Raw genomic sequence first — 16,077 nt, forward strand, 5'->3', positions numbered from 1 at the left:
TGTCGGAAATTCAAGGTCCCCGGAAAAGGAAATAACATGCAAGGCGACAAGAAGGTCATCGAATATCTGAACGCGCAGTTGAAGAACGAACTGACCGCGATCAATCAATACTTCCTGCATGCCCGAATGTACGGTCACTGGGGCCTCGACAAGCTCGGCAAGCACGAGTACGACGAGTCGATCGGCGAAATGAAGCATGCCGACATGCTGATCGAACGGATCTTCATGCTCGACGGTCTGCCGAATCTGCAGGACCTGCACAAGCTGCTGATCGGTGAGGAAACCAAAGAGATCCTCGAATGCGATCTGAAGCTCGAACAGATTTCGCAAGGCACCTGCAAGGAGGCGATTGCCTACTGCGAATCGGTGCGCGATTTCATCTCGCGCGAAATCTTCACGAAGATTCTCGACGACACCGAAGAGCACATCGACTGGCTCGAAACCCAGCTCGATCTGATCGACAAGGTCGGTATCCAGAACTACCAGCAAAGCGCGATGGGCTCGGTCGAGTCCTGATCGAAGCACGCTGAAGCATCCCGCGCGGTAGCGGCACGACGCCTGCCCAGCAGGCATTCGCGCCGGACCGTACCGCACGGGCGATATACTTGCGCGCTTGTTCGCGCCTCACCGTGGTTTCACCCTTTTCCCCGACCGCCACTTCACGCTCGTTTTCTTCGCCTATGCCCGCCCCTTTGCCGTCCCCGACTGTCCGCAGTGTTGCCGCTGGCGCCGCGTCGCAGGCGCCGATCGGCATTTTCGACTCGGGGCTCGGCGGCCTGTCCGTGCTGCGCGCGGTGCGCGCGCAACTGCCTGACGAGGCGTTGCTGTATGTCGCCGATTCGCTGTACGCGCCCTACGGCGAGCGCGACGACGACTTCATCACCGACCGCACGCTGGCCATCGGCGAATGGCTAGCCGCACAAGGCGCGAAGGCGCTGGTGGTCGCGTGCAATACGGCAACCGCGCAGTCGATCGCGCTGGTGCGCGAAAAGCTGCCGATTCCGCTCGTCGGCGTCGAACCGGGTGTCAAGCCCGCCGCGCTGCAATCGAAAAGCCGCGTCGCCGGCGTGTTGGCGACCCAGGCGACACTGCGCAGCGCCCGCTTCCGGGGGCTGCTCGAACGCTACGCCGTCGATTGCCGCTTTCTATGCCAGCCCGGCCACGGGCTCGTGCAGGCGGTCGAGCGCTGCGACGTCGGCTCTGCCGATCTGCACGCACTGCTGCGCAGCTACCTGGAACCGATGCTCGACGCGGGCGCCGACACGCTGGTGCTAGGCTGCACCCATTACCCCTTTCTCGACGCGGCGATCCGCGACATCGTCGGCGAGCGGCTCGCGCTGATCGACACGAGCGTGGCGATCGCGCGTCAGCTCGAACGCGTGCTCGAGCAGCACGGCCTGCGCGCCGCCGCGTCGGCCGAGATCACGCCGCTGCCGCGCTTCTACTCCACCGACGACGGCATCCATCAGCAGCGACTCGCCGCCACGCTGCTGCGGATCGAGGCCGCGGTCGAGCAGGTATCGATACCGTCGCGCCGCACGGCCGCATCGGATTCTCGCGCCGCCTAGAGCCGGCAACCGGCGCGCTTCCCGCCCTTCCTGCCAACGAAATCCATTCTAAGAGACTGGTTTTGTTACAAAAAATCGCATAGGACACTTGCCAAACGAACCAAACAAAATGATAATAATTCGCATTAACGTTAGCTATGACGCCTGCCATGATCGTCTGTGTCTGCAAATCCGTATCCGACCGCACAATCCGCTCCTCGATTGCGGACGGCATCGACTCGTTCGACGAGTTGCAGTTTGAACTCGGCGTCGCCTCGTGCTGCGGCAAATGCGAGGAATCCGTGCGTGAAGTGATGCTGCAAAGCGGCGTGTGCGCGAGCCGTTGCGGCGTGGTCGAGCATCGGCAGGTGCAGAGCGTCGCCGAGGTCGTGCAAGTCGCATTCTACGAGCGCAAGGCAGCCTGAGCTCAGCTAGCAGGGCCCGGTGCAAGCCCTGTCGGTGCGTCTAAAAGCCCCCCTCTGCTTCACGCACGTTTAATGTAACGCTCGATGCGACGTTGAATGTGCCGGATGTTTGCAACACAACCGCAGTACTGTCCGCCGTACTGCGTTATCCCACTGCCGTCAGCAAGCCAGTACTCGTACCAGCCAGCTACCCCGCGCCCCTTCGAAAGGAGTTCGAGATGGAATTGCTGATTGGTTTCGTGATTACCTTGTTCATTTCGCTGCTGATTTTCCGAACATGACGATGTCCTGTCTGACGCGCCGCCCGCACGGTGCGCTGCCCCACTGACCATGCAGGCTCCGCATCCCGTTTCCGCCGGCGCCCCGCTGGCGTCGTCCACCCGACCGAATTCCCGCGCGCTGACGGCCACTTCCGTAGTCGCCGCGGTTCACGTCGCTCTGCTCGCCGTGATCATGACGCTGCGTCACGAGCCTGTGCCGGTCGCGCTCGAATCGCACGTGATGACCGCCGAACTGCTGCCGCCCGCGCCGCTCGCCGCGCCGGTCGCGCTGCAATCGATCGCTCCGCCGCCGCCCCGGCCAACACCGCCGGTCCATACGAGGCCGAAAGCCCAGCCAAAGCCGACTCCCACGCCCAAGCCGACGCCAACTCCGTTGCCACAGGCCGCTGCGCCATCGCCGACGCCGGTCGCGGCGCCCGATCCGACGCCGCCCGCGCCCGCCGCGCCGGGGACACCGCCCGCCGCGGCAGCGCCCGCGATCGGCAAACCGACAATGGAAATCAGCGCGCCGAAAAACGTGTCGCACCTCGATTGCAATATCACCCAGCCCGAATACCCGGCTCTATCGCGGCGCCGCGGCGAATCCGGCACCGCGTACGTGCACTTCGTCGTCGGTCTGAGCGGCAAGCTCGAGAACATCGAGTTGAAGAAAAGCAGCGGCTTTAGCCGTCTCGACGACGCTGCCGTCGCCGCCGTACGCGCGAGCGCCTGCAAACCGTATCTCGAGAACGGCGAGCCCGTCAGGGCCGCGTACACCCAGCCTTTCAACTTCAATCTGACCGACTGAAGCAAGATTTCAAAAACAGGGAATTGCAATGCAAAACTACGGATTGGCACACGTGTGGGCGCAAGGGGATTTCGTGACGCGCGGTATCGCGCTCGCGCTATTGATTATGTCGGTGATGTCGTGGAGCGTGATCGTCGTCAAAGGCTGGAACGTGATGCGCCTGAAGCGCCTGACGAAGAACGCCGAGCAGGCGTTCTGGCATTCGGACGACCTCGCCGACGGCGTGAAGAAGCTCGGCGGCGGCGCCTCGACGCCACATGACAACCCGTTCCTCGCGCTCGCGCTGTCGGGCCAGGAAGCGGCCGACCATCATCACCAGACGCAGCCGCATCTGCACGACCGCATGGACGTGTCGGACTGGATCACGCGCTGCCTGAAGGACACGATGGACGAAAGCGTCGCGCGGATGCAGAGCGGTCTCGCGATTCTCGCGTCGATCGGCAGCACCGCGCCGTTCGTCGGCCTGTTCGGCACCGTGTGGGGCATCTATCACGCGCTGCTCGCGATCGGCGCGAGCGGCCAGTCGTCGATCGACCAGGTCGCCGGCCCGGTCGGCGAGGCGCTGATCATGACCGCGTTTGGTCTGTTCGTCGCGATTCCGGCCGTGCTCGGCTACAACGCGCTGACGCGCGCCAACAAGGCGATCGTCGCGAAGCTGAGCCGCTTCGCGCACGGGCTGCATGCGTTCTTCGTAACGGGTGCCCGTCTGTCGTCGACCAGGCGCGGCGACGGCCTGCGTCTCGCAACCCGCGCCAACTGATCGACGAGGCATTCCAATGGCAATGAGCCCTTTCGCCGGAGACGATGACGACGGCCTGATGAACGAAATCAACATGACGCCGCTCGTCGACGTGATGCTGGTTCTGCTGATCGTCTTCATGGTGACGATTCCGGTGATCCGTCACGCGGTCAAGATCGATCTGCCGCACGCGAGCAGTCAGAAGGAAGACACGAAGCCCGCGCAGGTGACGGTATCGATCGACGCGGACGGCAACGTGCTGTGGGACAGCGCCAAGGTCGACGATGCGGCGCTCGCCGCGAAGATCGCCGCGGCCGCTCAGGCGAGCCCGCAACCGGAGTTGCATCTCGATGCGGACCGCAAGGTGCCGTACGAGAAGGTCGCGCAGGTGATGTCGGCCGCGCAGGCTGGCGGACTGACGAAGATTGGTTTCGTCACGCAGCCCAAAGCGAAGTAAACGGTAACGTGGCACGCGGAGCAGCGCGCTCGTCCACGGGAAAACCCCTTTAAACAGGGCCAAAAAGTAAAAGGCCTTCATCGTCGGATGAAGGCCTTTTTTTGCGCACTCGGCGCCTTCGGGCGGCGGGATCATTTGCCATCGGCCGAAGACTGATAGCTTTTATCACCGCATGCGAGGGCCGTGGTCGACACGGACAACGCGGTCAGCCCTATCAGGCCCGCTATGATAGCGGCCATGAGTTTTCGCATAGGACACTCCTTAGCGAAAGGGATTTCACTATATGCCTGTGTGTGCGCGCATTCAAGCACGCGGCCATTGAAAGTAATCATGACAGGCCGCGCTTAAATGCTAAAAACGATTTGCGAAGCGCGCTAGCGGCCCGCGGCGCATCGTGCCCCCTTGACTTGCCACAGAGCCTTATGAAACCGCCGCCGACACAGCGGAGGAAGCCCTCGCCACCGATCCCTGCGCCGCCGCTTTTTCGGCGCGCTCAGGACACTCGCCGATGATGTGCTTGCCCTCATCCGGATCGAGCATCTCGACAAGATAATCGACGAACGCGCGCACGGCCGGCACCATCCCCTGACGCGACACGAACACCGCGTACAACTGCGGCGTCGGAAAACTCCAGCCCGGCATCACGGGCGACAACTGCCCCGCTCTCAACGCGGCTCCATACATCATCTCCGGCAATGCGGCGATGCCGACGCCGGCGAGCACCGCCTCGCGAATCGTCATCAGATCGGCGGTCACGAGGCGCGGCTCGTGTTCGTGAGCATGGCGCGTGCCGTCGGGCGAGATCAGGTTGTACACGTGGCGGCCGTCGCTCGTCGGCACGTCGAGTGTTTCGAAGCGGTTCAGATCGGCCGGCGTCAGCGGCGGCGCATTCTGCTGCAGCAGGCTCGGCGCGCCGACCAGCATCTGCTCGGTGCGCCACAGCGGCCGCACGACGATGTTAGCGCTTTCCGGCGGATCCGAACGCACGCGCAGTGCGACGTCGATCGAATCCTCGAACAGATCGACCACGCGATTCGTCACGCGCATAACGACGCGCACCTCCGGAAAGCGGTGCATGAATTCCGGCAGGATCGTCGACATAATCGTCTGCGAGATCGTGACCGGCACGCTGACGCGCACCGTGCCGCGCGGCGACGAGCGCAGCTGCTGTACGACATTGACCGCCGCCTGCGCTTCGCTGAGCATCGCCTGACAGTGCTGGTAGAACAGCTGCCCCGCTTCGGTCAGCGCGAGCTTGCGCGTGGAACGCTGCAACAGACGCACGCCGAGCGAGGCCTCCAGCTCCGTGAGGCGACGCGACAGGCGCGACTTCGAGATGCCCAGCACCCGCTCGGCGGCCGAAAATCCGCCATGTTCGACGACCTGCGAAAAGTACATGAGGTCGTTCAGATTGTGTGAATCGATCTTCATCTCATCGTTCCATGAACAGAACAATCCATTGCTGAGGGACGGCTGGCACCGCCAAAAACGGTCCCTATAATAGCCCCATGTTTCAGAAATGACGCTATTCCCCATTTTTCGAGGTGATATTGATGACTACGTCACGCACGATCGAACGCACGTTCCCGTCGGTTCGCACGGTGGAGGGCGGCGGATTTATCGTTTATCGACCGTTTCCGACGCGTCTGCTGATGGACTTCGATCCGTTCCTGCTGCTCGACGAAATGGGGCCGGTCGACTATGCGCCAGGCGAGGCCATCGGCGCGCCCGATCATCCGCATCGCGGCTTCGAGACGGTCACCTATGTGCTCGAGGGCCAGTTCGGCCACAAGGATTCGGCGGGCCATTCCGGCACGCTGCACGCCGGTGACGTGCAATGGATGACCGCGGGCGCGGGCGTCGTGCATAGCGAAATGCCGGACCCGGAATTCACGCGCACCGGCGGTCGCGTGCACGGCCTGCAGCTATGGGTGAACCTGCCGCGTCGCGACAAGATGATTGCGCCGCGCTATCAGGAAATCCCGTCGGCACGCATTCCGGCCGCGACGTCCGAAGACGGTCAGGTGCGCGTGAAGGTCATCGCGGGCGAAGCGCTCGGTGTCAAGGCCGCGATCGAAACGCGCACGCCGATCCTGTATCAGCATTTCTCGTTGCAGCCGGGCGCGACGATTCGCCAGCCGGTACCGGCCGACTATCGCGTGTTCGCGTATGGGCTGTCCGGCAAGGGCGTGTATGGCGAAGGCGACGCGCGCGCGGACATCGACGCGCGCACGATGGTGGTGTTCGCCAACGACGGCGACGCGGTGACCATCACGGCTGGCGACGAACCACTCGAAGTGCTGGTGCTCGGCGGCGTGCCGCTGAAGGAACCGGTGGTGCGTTATGGCCCGTTCGTGATGAATACCGAAGACGAAATCCGTCAGGCGGTGATCGACTATCAGGCCGGGCGGATGGGCGCGATCACGCACTGACAGGCGAGCGCGTACCGCGCGTTTGTCTCGCCTGTCGGCGCGAGGCGAAGCTTGCCCCCAGCCACGCGCGCGCCGCCAAATCACCCGCCTCGGGGCGCGAACGCCGGTAAATTCGTTCACAATATCGGCTCATGTCGCGCGGCCCGCGTTGATTTCAACAGTCCGCGGCGCGCGACGTTATTTGATCCCTATCAGAGGAGCGCGCATGGCAGAGTCCACCGTCACCGCCCACATCGGTTCGACGAATTTCCAGGTCGTGTTCGATGACGGCAAGCACACCTGGCTTGCCGACGAACCCGAATCGCTAGGCGGCGGCGACCGCGGCCCGACGCCGGTCTCGCTGCTGCTGTCGAGCCTCGGCGCTTGTACGTCGATCACGCTAAAGATGTACGCGCAGCGCAAGGGCTGGCCGCTCGCGGGCGTACGGGTCAAACTGTCGATGGAAACCGGCGACGCAGGCTCGACGATCGACCGTCAGATCATGCTCGATGGCGAACTCTCCGGCGAGCAGCGGGAACGGCTTTTGCAAATCGCCAATGCGTGCCCGGTGCACAAGATCCTCACGCACACGATCTCGATCCGCTCCGCGCTCGCGGTCGCTTAACAGCCGCAGCAAACGGGCATAGGACGGTCGGACGCCGTCCGTTCGGGTCACGAGAATTGCAATATTTTCATAGGACGCAGTCGTCTTGAATTTCGAACACCTTATTCAGATCAACGATCCGTTGAATCCCTTCGTCGAATCGATGACCCGCGAGCAGCTGTGGCAAGGGCTCGTGCTGCGCGCCGAGCAGCCGCAACTGTTCGTGATCGGTCTCGACAGTTGCACGATCCTGTCGCGCGACGGCAATGTTCTCGAGCGTGAGTTGCACTACGGCCACGCCACTGTGCGCGATCGGGTCACACTGCAGGAAACCGAAAGCGTGCGCTACGACATCCTGCCGACCGCCGAGCACGTCGGCGGCTCCCTGACGATGACGATCGAGCAGCCCGATGAGTTGCAGCTGTTCCTACGCTTCGAGTACGCGACCACGCTGCCCGTCTCGACCGACCAGGACGCCGTGCAGACGCAGGAGATCGTCAAGTCCGCATATCGAGAGAACGATATCGATACGGTGCGGCTGATCCGCCAGTACGTCGGGGCCAGGCAGGAACCGGGACCGTTGCACTGAGAGACCGCGCGGGCGCCCTGCCCACGCTGTCACGGGACCATGGCCAGGATGGCCTCCAGAGTCGCCGTCCAGACGAACTTTCATTCAGCTATCAGAAGTCGGATCCGATCGATTTCCCTGTCTTGTTAATAGGAATAGTTATCATTTAGAATGATCACATCGAATCGACGAACAAGCTAAAACGAATGACCGATATGACTCGCTCCTCCACGCTCAGCCTGCGCCGCTCGTCCACCGCGCTAACCAGCCGCCCGAAATCGTCGACGACGGCCGCGCCCGCAGCGAAACCCGGCGCGGAACGCACCGCCGGCCAAGGCGAGACGTCGGAACGGGTCGTGCGCAGCGACGCGCTGCTGCAAGGCCATAGTCATATCAGCATCGTGCACAACGGCGACACGTATCAACTGCGTGCAACGCGCCTCGGCAAGCTGATCCTGACGAAGTAGCAAGACACGAGGTAAGTACCGGGTATTGTGGGGACCACCTCCCAGAGAGGTGTTAGGCATTAGCCAGCCATGACGGCTTGCACGCGAGAACTAGACCCCTTCGTGCAGACACAAGCCAGCCGTCGCAGCAAGCCAGGCCGCTTTTTTGGTTCTCGCTCGAAAGCCGATGCGCGCAACGTCGTACATCGCTGAAAATGAAAATGAAAAAGCCGTGGGATGCCACCATCCCACGGCTTTTTTGTTTGCGCTTGCGCCTGCGTTCGCACCGGACACAGGCTAAAGATTTACTTCGAGGCCCAGCCCCAGAACATCAGCCACCACGCGCTATTGACGACCGCCAGCGCCGCGACGAACCACAGCATCGCCAGCGCACGTTGCACGAAGCGCTCGCTGTAGCGGCGCGTGACGAGCCACGCGAGCCATGCGCTCCACGCGCTCGCAATCACGAGAATTGCGATGCGCAGATCCGACGCCCACCACAGCGACACGTGCTCGGCGCGCAGCAGCGACAGCGTCGTCGCCGACAAACCAAGGAATACGCCCGCGCCCGCGATCGGAATCAGCCCCTGCGTCAAGTGATGCAGTCGGGTTGCGTCGAAGCGCCCGAGCATGCGCGTCGCGCCCGTCAGCAACAGCAGCAGCGCGGTGCCGTAGACAAGCGCCGTCGACAGGATGTAGCCGATCAGCAGCGAGCCGTCGAGCCACGAGAACACGTCGTTCTGGTCGGGGTAATGCGTGAACAGGAACCACGGCGCGTTGGTGTCGAGCGGCCATGTGATGTCGCGATCGACGAGCCACGTCGCGGCGAACATCTTCAGGTCGATGAACCAGCGCGACGCGGTCCAGTGGAACGCGCCGATCGCGATGCCGAGCAGGCCATACAGGATCAGCGCGGTGTCCCACGGGTTCGCGTTCTTGTCGCCCAACTGCACGACTTCGGTCGACGGCTTGCGCCATGTCAGCGCGATTGCATCGCGGTGTCCGCTGCAGCGGCCGCACATGTGGCAGTCCGCCGCGCCCTTCATGTTGCGCAACGGCACCAGCGGCGCGCAGTTGATCGGAATCACGCGATGCCCATGCTCGCCGTTCGTGTACGAGCGGCGCCACGCGTCTTCGTCGACCTTGTAGTGAAACGGCGCGAGCCGTGACAGAAGCGAAAAAACCCCGTTGACCGGGCACAGGTATTTGCACCAGACGCGCTTCTCGCGTCCGTATAGCAGACCGATCACGATTGCCGCGAAGGTCGAGCCGCCGAGTACCAGCAACACCGCTTTCGGATACTGGTAGACGCTCACCATCTGCCCGTAGATCGTCGTGATGCCGAACGCGACGAACGGCCAGCCGCCCCAGCGCATCCAATGCGGAATCGCGCGGCCGCGGCCGAATTTGCTCGCGAATTCGGCGAGCGCGCCCTCCGGACACAGCACGCCGCACCAGACGCGGCCGAGCATCACCATCGACAGCAACACGAACGGCCACCAGATGCCCCAGAACACGAACTGCGCGGCGAGCGTCAGGTTGTTCCACAGATGCGCGGTGTCGTCCGGCAGTGGCATCAGCGCGGGCACGACGATCAGGAACGCATACACCGCGACCACGACCCACTGGATGCCGCGAATCACCGCGCCGTGGCGCTGCATCCACTGGCCGGCCGCCGCGAGGCGGCCCGGCCGGCAAGCCATCACGGCGCTCATGCCGCGCGCCCTGCCGTCTGCTGCGCGGGCTTGCGACTGGCGCGGCGCACGAGCAGATAAACAACCGCCCAATACACGGCATAGGCGAGCAGATTCATCAGCGCCGGATGCGCGCGGTAGCCGGTCAGTGTCGCGACGAGCGAACCGAAGGTGCTCGAGTCATCGAGAATCGCCGACGAATTCCACAGCTGGCCGACGAGCGTCGGCAGGATTTCCTTGTCGATCAGCTTGTCGACGCCGGTCTGGAACAGCCCCGCGCCGAGGAATAGCAGCATGATTTCGGTGACGCGAAAAAAGAGCCGCCACGAGATGATCTTGCCGCCGAGCTGCAACACGTAGAAGGTCAGGAACGCAAGCGCGAGACCGATCACGACAGCGAGCATCTGACTGCCGTCGACATGACCCGACTGGCCGAAGCCGAGACCGTACAGGAAGATCACGGTTTCGCTGCCTTCGCGCGCGATCGCCAGTGCGACCAGCAGCGCCACGCCCCACCAGTTCGCATCGCGCTGGCTCTTTTGCAGCGACTGTTCCATGTCGCGCTTCAGCGTGCGGCCGTGCTGCTTCATCCACAGCACCATCTGCACGATCAGCGCGCAGGCGATTAGCACCATCGCGGTCTGGAAGTAATCCTGCGCGTCACCAGAGAGCACCTCGGTGAAGCCCACCAGCGCCGCGCCCAGTGCCACCGCGGCGATTACGCCGGCCGCCACGCCGCCCCACAGGTACGGCAAGCCGCGGCGGGCGTCGTCGTCGCCGTTTTTCAACCACGCGTACAGGATGCCGACGACCAGCAGCGCCTCGACGCTTTCCCGCCACACGATGAACAGAATCTGACCCATTCAAGCTCTCCCTTCGATCCTTCTACTGCCCGCTTCCGTTGCCTCGCGCGACCGACAGCGCCCGCTTGCCGTGGCGAGTTCGCGTTCGCATTCGATCGAGACCCTGCTTACTTCGCGACGATCACGCCCTGCGCCTGCTGGTGAAAGTCGTCGAAAAACTTGTATTCGCCCGGCTCCAGCGGAGCAATCACGACGAACGAATCGGCGCCGGGCGCCAGAACCTTCTCTTTACGCAACTGCACGCTTTCGAATTCGGCCGCGCCCTTGCCGGTGTTGCGTACTTCGATCTTGATACGCTGGCCTGCCGGCACTTCGATGCGGGCCGGGTTCAGTTTGCCGTCGTTCATTTCGAGCTTGAAGGTCGGCAGGTCGGCTGCATGAGCCGTGGCCGCCAGGCAAAACGTGGCGGCAAGCATCGCGATCTTTCGGTTGATTCTCATTGCCCTTTCCGGAAAACGCGACGCGCCAACGCCAGATATGACTCCGACTGTCCGCGCGCCGTCTGCTGCATTCACTGATACGTTGAGCGACCGCGCTGGCACCGCGCGCCGATCAGTAACCGCCCTTCTTGCCGATGCCAGCGAAGGTGAAGTCGTATTCGAGCGTGATTGGCTTGAACCACGGACCCACGCCGGTTTCCTTGTCGACGTGGCGGCCGAACGCCATGTGGCCCATCTGCATCGGCGGTTCGACGATCAGCTTCAGGTGATACTTGCCCGGGCCTTGCAGCTTGACGTTGTCGCCGTAGTGCGGACCATCGTTCGCGACCATCGGCATCAGGTCGCCCTTCAACGGCTGGTTCGAGCCGGCCTTCGTCAGTTCGTAGTGCACCTGCAGATACGGCATCCAGTCGCCTTCGGCGAAACCGGTCGGATTGTTCTTGACCGCGTGGATGTCGGACTCGAGGTGGATGTCCGAATCCGACGCCTTGCGCATCATGCCTTCGGGTTCCATCGTGATCGGCTGCAGGTAGACCGCGCCGATTTCCATGCCGCCCTGGATCTGCTGTTTGCCGATCGGATATTCGGCGGCCGAGGCCGACAGCGCCGCGACAGCAGCTACCGCTGCCGCGCCACCGCGCACAAAGGAAGAAATCCGCATTGAAGCTCCTTGTTTCTATCAGGCTGGATCGATTTCATTGAAACACTGCGGTCGCAAGTCAGATGTAAATTTAAATGCGAACCATTCTCAATATTGGGCGAGTTTATCATCGATCGTTGACGAGAACAAACCTGTCAGCACGCTCTGCCTAATGACAGCAGGGTCTTAAGGTCCGCTTAAGAAAGCCTTCGTGCGGGGGGAGGAAACAGAACAGAATTAGTCACAGCCAAGGCGTCCCGCGCCAACGGCTTCACCGGCAGCTTGAGCGCTGGCTGATGTGAACAGGCGCGGCGAATGGCCGCGCCCTTTCGTGGTGGACAAAAGCGGTGGAGGGACGCGTTAGTTATTCGACGCCCGACACGTGGTCGCCGACGTTCGCGCCGAACACGCGCTGACGCAGCAGCGCTAGCTGGTCGCGGGTCTGCGCGGCCTTCTCGAATTCGAGATTCTTCGCGTGCTCCATCATCTGCTTTTCGAGACGCTTGAGCTCCTTGGCGAGCTGCTTCTCGGACATGTCCTCGAACTTCGCGCGGGCTTGCTGTTCCTTCAACTCGGCGCGCGCTTCGTCGACGTTGTACACGCCATCGATGATGTCGCGAATCCGTTTCACGACGCCGCGCGGCGTAATGCCGTTCGCGGCGTTGAACGCGATCTGCTTCGTACGGCGCCGCTCGGTTTCGTCGATCGCGCGACGCATCGAGTCCGTGATGTTGTCCCCGTACAGAATCGCCTTGCCGTTCACGTTACGCGCCGCCCGGCCGATGGTCTGGATCAGCGAACGCTCGGCGCGCAGGAAGCCTTCCTTGTCCGCGTCGAGAATCGCGACGAGAGATACCTCGGGAATATCGAGCCCCTCGCGCAGCAGGTTGATGCCGACCAGCACGTCGAACGCGCCGAGACGCAGATCGCGGATGATTTCGACGCGCTCGACCGTGTCGATGTCGCTATGCAGATAGCGCACCTTGATGCCGTGGTCGGCCAGGAACTCGGTGAGCTGCTCGGCCATCCGCTTGGTCAGCGTCGTGACCAGCACGCGGTCGCCGGCCTTGATGCGCTCGTTGATCTCGCCAAGCACGTCGTCGACCTGGCTGCGCGCCGGCCGCACTTCGATTTCAGGGTCGACGAGGCCGGTCGGCCGCACCAGCTGTTCGGCGACCTGCCCCGCGGTCCTCTTCTCGTAATCGGCGGGCGTTGCCGACACGAACACGACCTGGCGCATCTTGCGCTCGAACTCGTTGAACTTGAGCGGCCGGTTGTCGAGCGCCGACGGCAACCGGAAGCCGTAGTCGACGAGATTTTCCTTGCGCGCGCGGTCGCCGTTGTACATGCCGTTCAGCTGGCCAATCAGCACGTGCGATTCGTCGAGCATCATGATCGCGTCGGGCGGCAAATAATCGACGAGCGTCGGCGGCGGCTCGCCCGGCGCCGCGCCCGAGAAGTGCCGCGAATAGTTCTCGATTCCCTTGCAGAAACCGAGCTCCTGCAGCATTTCGAGGTCGAAGCGGGTGCGCTGCTCGAGGCGCTGCGCCTCGACGAGCTTGCCTTGGCTATAGAAGAATTCGAGGCGCTCGCGCAGCTCGGCCTTGATCGTTTCGACGGCGCGCAGCACGGTATCGCGCGGGGTCACGTAGTGCGACGATGGATACACGGTAAAGCGCGGAATCTTCTGTCGCACGCGGCCGGTGAGCGGATCGAATAGCTGCAGTGTTTCGATTTCGTCGTCGAACAGCTCGACGCGCACCGCCATCTCGGCGTGCTCGGCCGGGAAGATATCGATGGTGTCGCCGCGCACCCGGAACGAGCCGCGCTGGAAGTCGGCTTCGTTGCGGCTGTACTGCATCGCGATCAGCCGCGCGATGACGTCGCGCTGGCCGAGCCGGTCGCCGGTGCGCAGCGTCAGGATCATCCGGTGGTATTCGGACGGATTGCCGATACCGTAAATCGCCGACACTGTCGCGACGATCACCACGTCGCGCCGCTCCATCAGGCTCTTGGTCGCCGATAGCCGCATCTGCTCGATATGCTCGTTGATCGACGAGTCTTTCTCGATGAACAGATCGCGCTGCGGCACATACGCTTCCGGCTGGTAGTAGTCGTAGTACGAGACGAAGTACTCGACCGCGTTGCGCGGAAAGAACTCGCGGAACTCCGAATACAGCTGCGCGGCGAGCGTCTTGTTCGGCGCGAACACGATCGCCGGGCGGCCGAGCCGCGCGATCGTGTTGGCCATCGTGAAAGTCTTGCCGGAGCCGGTCACGCCGAGCAGCGTCTGGAACGCGAGACCGTCGCCGACGCCTTCGACGAGCGTGTCGATGGCCGTGGGCTGGTCGCCGGCGGGCAGATACGGCTGGTAGAGCTTGAACGGTGAACCTTCGAACGTGATGAATTTCGATTCGTCGAGCGTATCGTCGGCTTCAGTCAGATGGTGTTCGGACATGAGGGGCGGCACCGGGCCTTGGGCAAAAGATCATTCTAACGGGTTGCGGAAAGCGAAGATCGAGCGGGCTTACGTAGGGCGGCCCTGGGCGCCGGTGTGTCATGGCCCTTTGCGGACTTGGGCGCCCTGAAGGGTTAGCGCGAACTCCAATGCCGGCTGTGTCCTACACGCCACGCGTCGTCGTCGCGCAGTCAACGCCAATGGACAGCGCACCTCGGCCCGTTCGCGTCGTCGACATCGCCACGCCCGCTCGAATTCCTTGCTGCCACATGGCTCCCCAGTGCCTGTTTTTCAAGCAAATAATTGCTTTTTGCCCGTCCGGTCGTCCGAAAAAAGCGGCCGGATTCGTTACAATGCGAAGTTGCGCTCGCTCGCCGCTGTCCATAGGCCGTCCCCGATTTTCGCGTTTCGTCGAACTCACGCCCACCCGCGAAACGCCGCCGACGCCCCAGATGAGGCCGCTCGCGCGCGAAGCCGCCCTCTTTTCACTACTGCTGCCCACCCATCATGTCTCTGTTCTCCGCCGTCGAACTTGCTCCCCGCGACCCGATTCTGGGCCTGAACGAAGCTTTCAACGCCGATACGCGCGCCACCAAGGTCAACCTCGGCGTTGGCGTGTACTTCAATGAAGAAGGCAAGATTCCGCTGCTGCGCGCCGTGCGCGAGGCGGAAAAGGCTCGCGTCGAAGCCGCGCTGCCGCGTGGCTATCTGCCGATCGAAGGTATCGCCGCTTACGATGCCGCCGTGCAAAAGCTGCTGCTCGGCAACGACTCGCCGCTGATCGCGGCCGGCCGCGTCGTCACGGCGCAGGCGCTGGGCGGCACGGGCGCGCTGAAGATCGGCGCGGACTTCCTGAAGCGCGTGAATCCGAATAGCAAGGTCGCGATCAGCGATCCGAGCTGGGAAAATCACCGCGCGTTGTTCGAAGGCGCGGGCTTCGTCGTCGAATCGTATCCGTACTATGACGCGCAGACGCACGGCGTGAACTTCGACGGCATGTTGAGCGCGCTGAACAGCTATGAGGCGGGCACGATCGTCGTGCTGCACGCGTGCTGCCATAACCCGACCGGCGTCGACCTGAGCGTCGAGCAGTGGAAGCAGGTCGTCGAGGTCGTCAAGGCGCGCAACCTCGTGCCGTTCCTCGATATCGCCTACCAGGGCTTCGGCGACAACATCGAAGCGGACGCGGCAGCCGTGCGTCTGTTCGCGGCGCAGGAACTGAACGTGTTCGTGTCTTCGTCGTTCTCGAAGTCGTTCTCGCTGTACGGCGAGCGCGTCGGCGCACTGTCGATCATCACCGCGAGCAAGGAAGAAGCGGCGCGCGTGCTGTCGCAACTGAAACGCGTGATCCGCACCAACTACTCGAACCCGCCGACGCACGGCGGCTCGGTGGTCGCGGCCGTGCTCGCATCGCCGGAACTGCGCGCGACGTGGGAAAGCGAACTGGGCGAAATGCGCGACCGCATCCGCGCGATGCGCAATGGTCTCGTCGAGCGTCTGAAGGCAAGCGGCGTTGATCGTGACTTCGGCTTCGTGAATGCACAGCGCGGCATGTTCTCGTACTCGGGTCTGACGGCACCGCAAGTGGACCGTCTGCGCGAAGAGTTCGGTATCTATGCAGTCAGCACGGGCCGCATCTGCGTGGCTGCGCTCAATACGCGCAACCTCGACGTCGTCGCCACCGCGATTGCTCACGTGCTGAAGTAAGGCGATTCAC

17 protein-coding genes are annotated in these 16,077 nt (G+C 63.0%); 11 read left to right on the forward strand and 6 right to left on the reverse strand.

The window, feature by feature from the left end; all coding sequences use genetic code 11:
- The first annotated feature begins 36 nt into the window (after positions 1-36).
- From bfr to OKW44_RS21525, 6 genes are all read left to right on the forward strand, one after another.
- Positions 37-516, forward strand: coding sequence for a bacterioferritin (gene bfr, locus OKW44_RS21500; RefSeq protein WP_018418627.1), 480 nt, complete (start codon positions 37-39; stop codon positions 514-516).
- Between the two features lie 164 nt (positions 517-680).
- Positions 681-1,568 (forward strand): glutamate racemase, encoded by an 888-nt coding sequence (murI, locus tag OKW44_RS21505; RefSeq protein ID WP_026225495.1) that lies wholly within the window; start codon positions 681-683, stop codon positions 1,566-1,568.
- A gap of 149 nt (positions 1,569-1,717) precedes the next feature.
- Positions 1,718-1,972: a (2Fe-2S)-binding protein gene (locus tag OKW44_RS21510; RefSeq protein WP_026225496.1), complete on the forward strand. Its 255-nt coding sequence runs from the start codon at positions 1,718-1,720 to the stop codon at positions 1,970-1,972.
- Positions 1,973-2,302: 330 nt separating this feature from the next.
- The gene (locus OKW44_RS21515; RefSeq protein ID WP_018418630.1) at positions 2,303-3,040 is read left to right on the forward strand and encodes an energy transducer TonB; all 738 of its coding nucleotides are present in this window, start codon (positions 2,303-2,305) and stop codon (positions 3,038-3,040) included.
- A gap of 28 nt (positions 3,041-3,068) precedes the next feature.
- Positions 3,069-3,800: a MotA/TolQ/ExbB proton channel family protein gene (locus OKW44_RS21520; protein WP_018418631.1), complete on the forward strand. Its 732-nt coding sequence runs from the start codon at positions 3,069-3,071 to the stop codon at positions 3,798-3,800.
- 16 nt (positions 3,801-3,816) lie between these two features.
- Entirely contained in the window at positions 3,817-4,236 is a 420-nt protein-coding gene (locus tag OKW44_RS21525) for an ExbD/TolR family protein (protein WP_018418632.1), read from the forward strand.
- Between the two features lie 420 nt (positions 4,237-4,656).
- On the opposite strand, the gene OKW44_RS21530 is transcribed toward OKW44_RS21525, so the two are convergent.
- Positions 4,657-5,667 (reverse strand): LysR family transcriptional regulator, encoded by a 1,011-nt coding sequence (locus tag OKW44_RS21530; RefSeq protein ID WP_018418633.1) that lies wholly within the window; start codon positions 5,665-5,667, stop codon positions 4,657-4,659.
- A gap of 122 nt (positions 5,668-5,789) precedes the next feature.
- Between OKW44_RS21530 and OKW44_RS21535 the strand changes: the two genes are divergently transcribed.
- From OKW44_RS21535 to hemP, 4 genes are all read left to right on the forward strand, one after another.
- On the forward strand, positions 5,790-6,668 hold the full coding sequence (locus tag OKW44_RS21535) for a pirin family protein (RefSeq protein ID WP_018418634.1): 879 nt from the start codon (positions 5,790-5,792) through the stop codon (positions 6,666-6,668).
- 205 nt (positions 6,669-6,873) lie between these two features.
- Entirely contained in the window at positions 6,874-7,272 is a 399-nt protein-coding gene (locus OKW44_RS21540; protein WP_018418635.1) for an OsmC family protein, read from the forward strand.
- An 85-nt stretch (positions 7,273-7,357) separates the two neighbouring features.
- Positions 7,358-7,840 (forward strand): SRPBCC family protein, encoded by a 483-nt coding sequence (locus OKW44_RS21545; RefSeq protein WP_018418636.1) that lies wholly within the window; start codon positions 7,358-7,360, stop codon positions 7,838-7,840.
- Between the two features lie 185 nt (positions 7,841-8,025).
- Entirely contained in the window at positions 8,026-8,286 is a 261-nt protein-coding gene (hemP, locus tag OKW44_RS21550) for a hemin uptake protein HemP (protein WP_018418637.1), read from the forward strand.
- A 284-nt stretch (positions 8,287-8,570) separates the two neighbouring features.
- Here the strand turns inward: hemP and OKW44_RS21555 are convergent, their stop codons facing one another.
- The 5 genes from OKW44_RS21555 to uvrB all read right to left on the reverse strand — a co-directional run bounded on the left by OKW44_RS21555 (position 8,571) and on the right by uvrB (position 14,360).
- Positions 8,571-9,980, reverse strand: coding sequence for a 4Fe-4S binding protein (locus OKW44_RS21555; protein WP_018418638.1), 1,410 nt, complete (start codon positions 9,978-9,980; stop codon positions 8,571-8,573).
- On the reverse strand, positions 9,977-10,822 hold the full coding sequence (locus OKW44_RS21560) for an FTR1 family iron permease (RefSeq protein ID WP_018418639.1): 846 nt from the start codon (positions 10,820-10,822) through the stop codon (positions 9,977-9,979). The genes OKW44_RS21555 and OKW44_RS21560 overlap by 4 nt, the downstream gene beginning before the upstream one ends.
- 107 nt (positions 10,823-10,929) lie before the next feature.
- Entirely contained in the window at positions 10,930-11,262 is a 333-nt protein-coding gene (locus OKW44_RS21565; protein WP_018418640.1) for a cupredoxin domain-containing protein, read from the reverse strand.
- 112 nt (positions 11,263-11,374) lie between these two features.
- A complete protein-coding gene (locus OKW44_RS21570; protein ID WP_018418641.1) occupies positions 11,375-11,923 on the reverse strand; it encodes an iron transporter in 549 nt (182 codons plus the stop codon).
- A gap of 343 nt (positions 11,924-12,266) precedes the next feature.
- Positions 12,267-14,360: an excinuclease ABC subunit UvrB gene (uvrB, locus tag OKW44_RS21575; RefSeq protein ID WP_018418642.1), complete on the reverse strand. Its 2,094-nt coding sequence runs from the start codon at positions 14,358-14,360 to the stop codon at positions 12,267-12,269.
- A 507-nt stretch (positions 14,361-14,867) separates the two neighbouring features.
- On the opposite strand from uvrB, the gene OKW44_RS21580 reads away from it, so the two are divergent.
- Entirely contained in the window at positions 14,868-16,067 is a 1,200-nt protein-coding gene (locus OKW44_RS21580; RefSeq protein WP_018418643.1) for an amino acid aminotransferase, read from the forward strand.
- The last annotated feature ends 10 nt before the right edge of the window (positions 16,068-16,077 follow it).

Origin of the sequence: Paraburkholderia lebeckiae (assembly GCF_050436325.1) — a bacterium.
Classification (GTDB): domain Bacteria; phylum Pseudomonadota; class Gammaproteobacteria; order Burkholderiales; family Burkholderiaceae; genus Paraburkholderia; species Paraburkholderia tuberum.

Coding starts and splice junctions, on each gene's coding strand:
- bfr (WP_018418627.1), top strand. CDS start 37: ATGCAAGGCGACAAGAAGGTCATCGAATATCTGAACGCGCAGTTGAAG.
- murI (WP_026225495.1), top strand. CDS start 681: ATGCCCGCCCCTTTGCCGTCCCCGACTGTCCGCAGTGTTGCCGCTGGC.
- OKW44_RS21510 (WP_026225496.1), top strand. CDS start 1,718: ATGATCGTCTGTGTCTGCAAATCCGTATCCGACCGCACAATCCGCTCC.
- OKW44_RS21515 (WP_018418630.1), top strand. CDS start 2,303: ATGCAGGCTCCGCATCCCGTTTCCGCCGGCGCCCCGCTGGCGTCGTCC.
- OKW44_RS21520 (WP_018418631.1), top strand. CDS start 3,069: ATGCAAAACTACGGATTGGCACACGTGTGGGCGCAAGGGGATTTCGTG.
- OKW44_RS21525 (WP_018418632.1), top strand. CDS start 3,817: ATGGCAATGAGCCCTTTCGCCGGAGACGATGACGACGGCCTGATGAAC.
- OKW44_RS21530 (WP_018418633.1), bottom strand. CDS start 5,667: ATGAAGATCGATTCACACAATCTGAACGACCTCATGTACTTTTCGCAG.
- OKW44_RS21535 (WP_018418634.1), top strand. CDS start 5,790: ATGACTACGTCACGCACGATCGAACGCACGTTCCCGTCGGTTCGCACG.
- OKW44_RS21540 (WP_018418635.1), top strand. CDS start 6,874: ATGGCAGAGTCCACCGTCACCGCCCACATCGGTTCGACGAATTTCCAG.
- hemP (WP_018418637.1), top strand. CDS start 8,026: ATGACCGATATGACTCGCTCCTCCACGCTCAGCCTGCGCCGCTCGTCC.
- OKW44_RS21555 (WP_018418638.1), bottom strand. CDS start 9,980: ATGAGCGCCGTGATGGCTTGCCGGCCGGGCCGCCTCGCGGCGGCCGGC.
- OKW44_RS21560 (WP_018418639.1), bottom strand. CDS start 10,822: ATGGGTCAGATTCTGTTCATCGTGTGGCGGGAAAGCGTCGAGGCGCTG.
- OKW44_RS21565 (WP_018418640.1), bottom strand. CDS start 11,262: ATGAGAATCAACCGAAAGATCGCGATGCTTGCCGCCACGTTTTGCCTG.
- OKW44_RS21570 (WP_018418641.1), bottom strand. CDS start 11,923: ATGCGGATTTCTTCCTTTGTGCGCGGTGGCGCGGCAGCGGTAGCTGCT.
- uvrB (WP_018418642.1), bottom strand. CDS start 14,360: ATGTCCGAACACCATCTGACTGAAGCCGACGATACGCTCGACGAATCG.
- OKW44_RS21580 (WP_018418643.1), top strand. CDS start 14,868: ATGTCTCTGTTCTCCGCCGTCGAACTTGCTCCCCGCGACCCGATTCTG.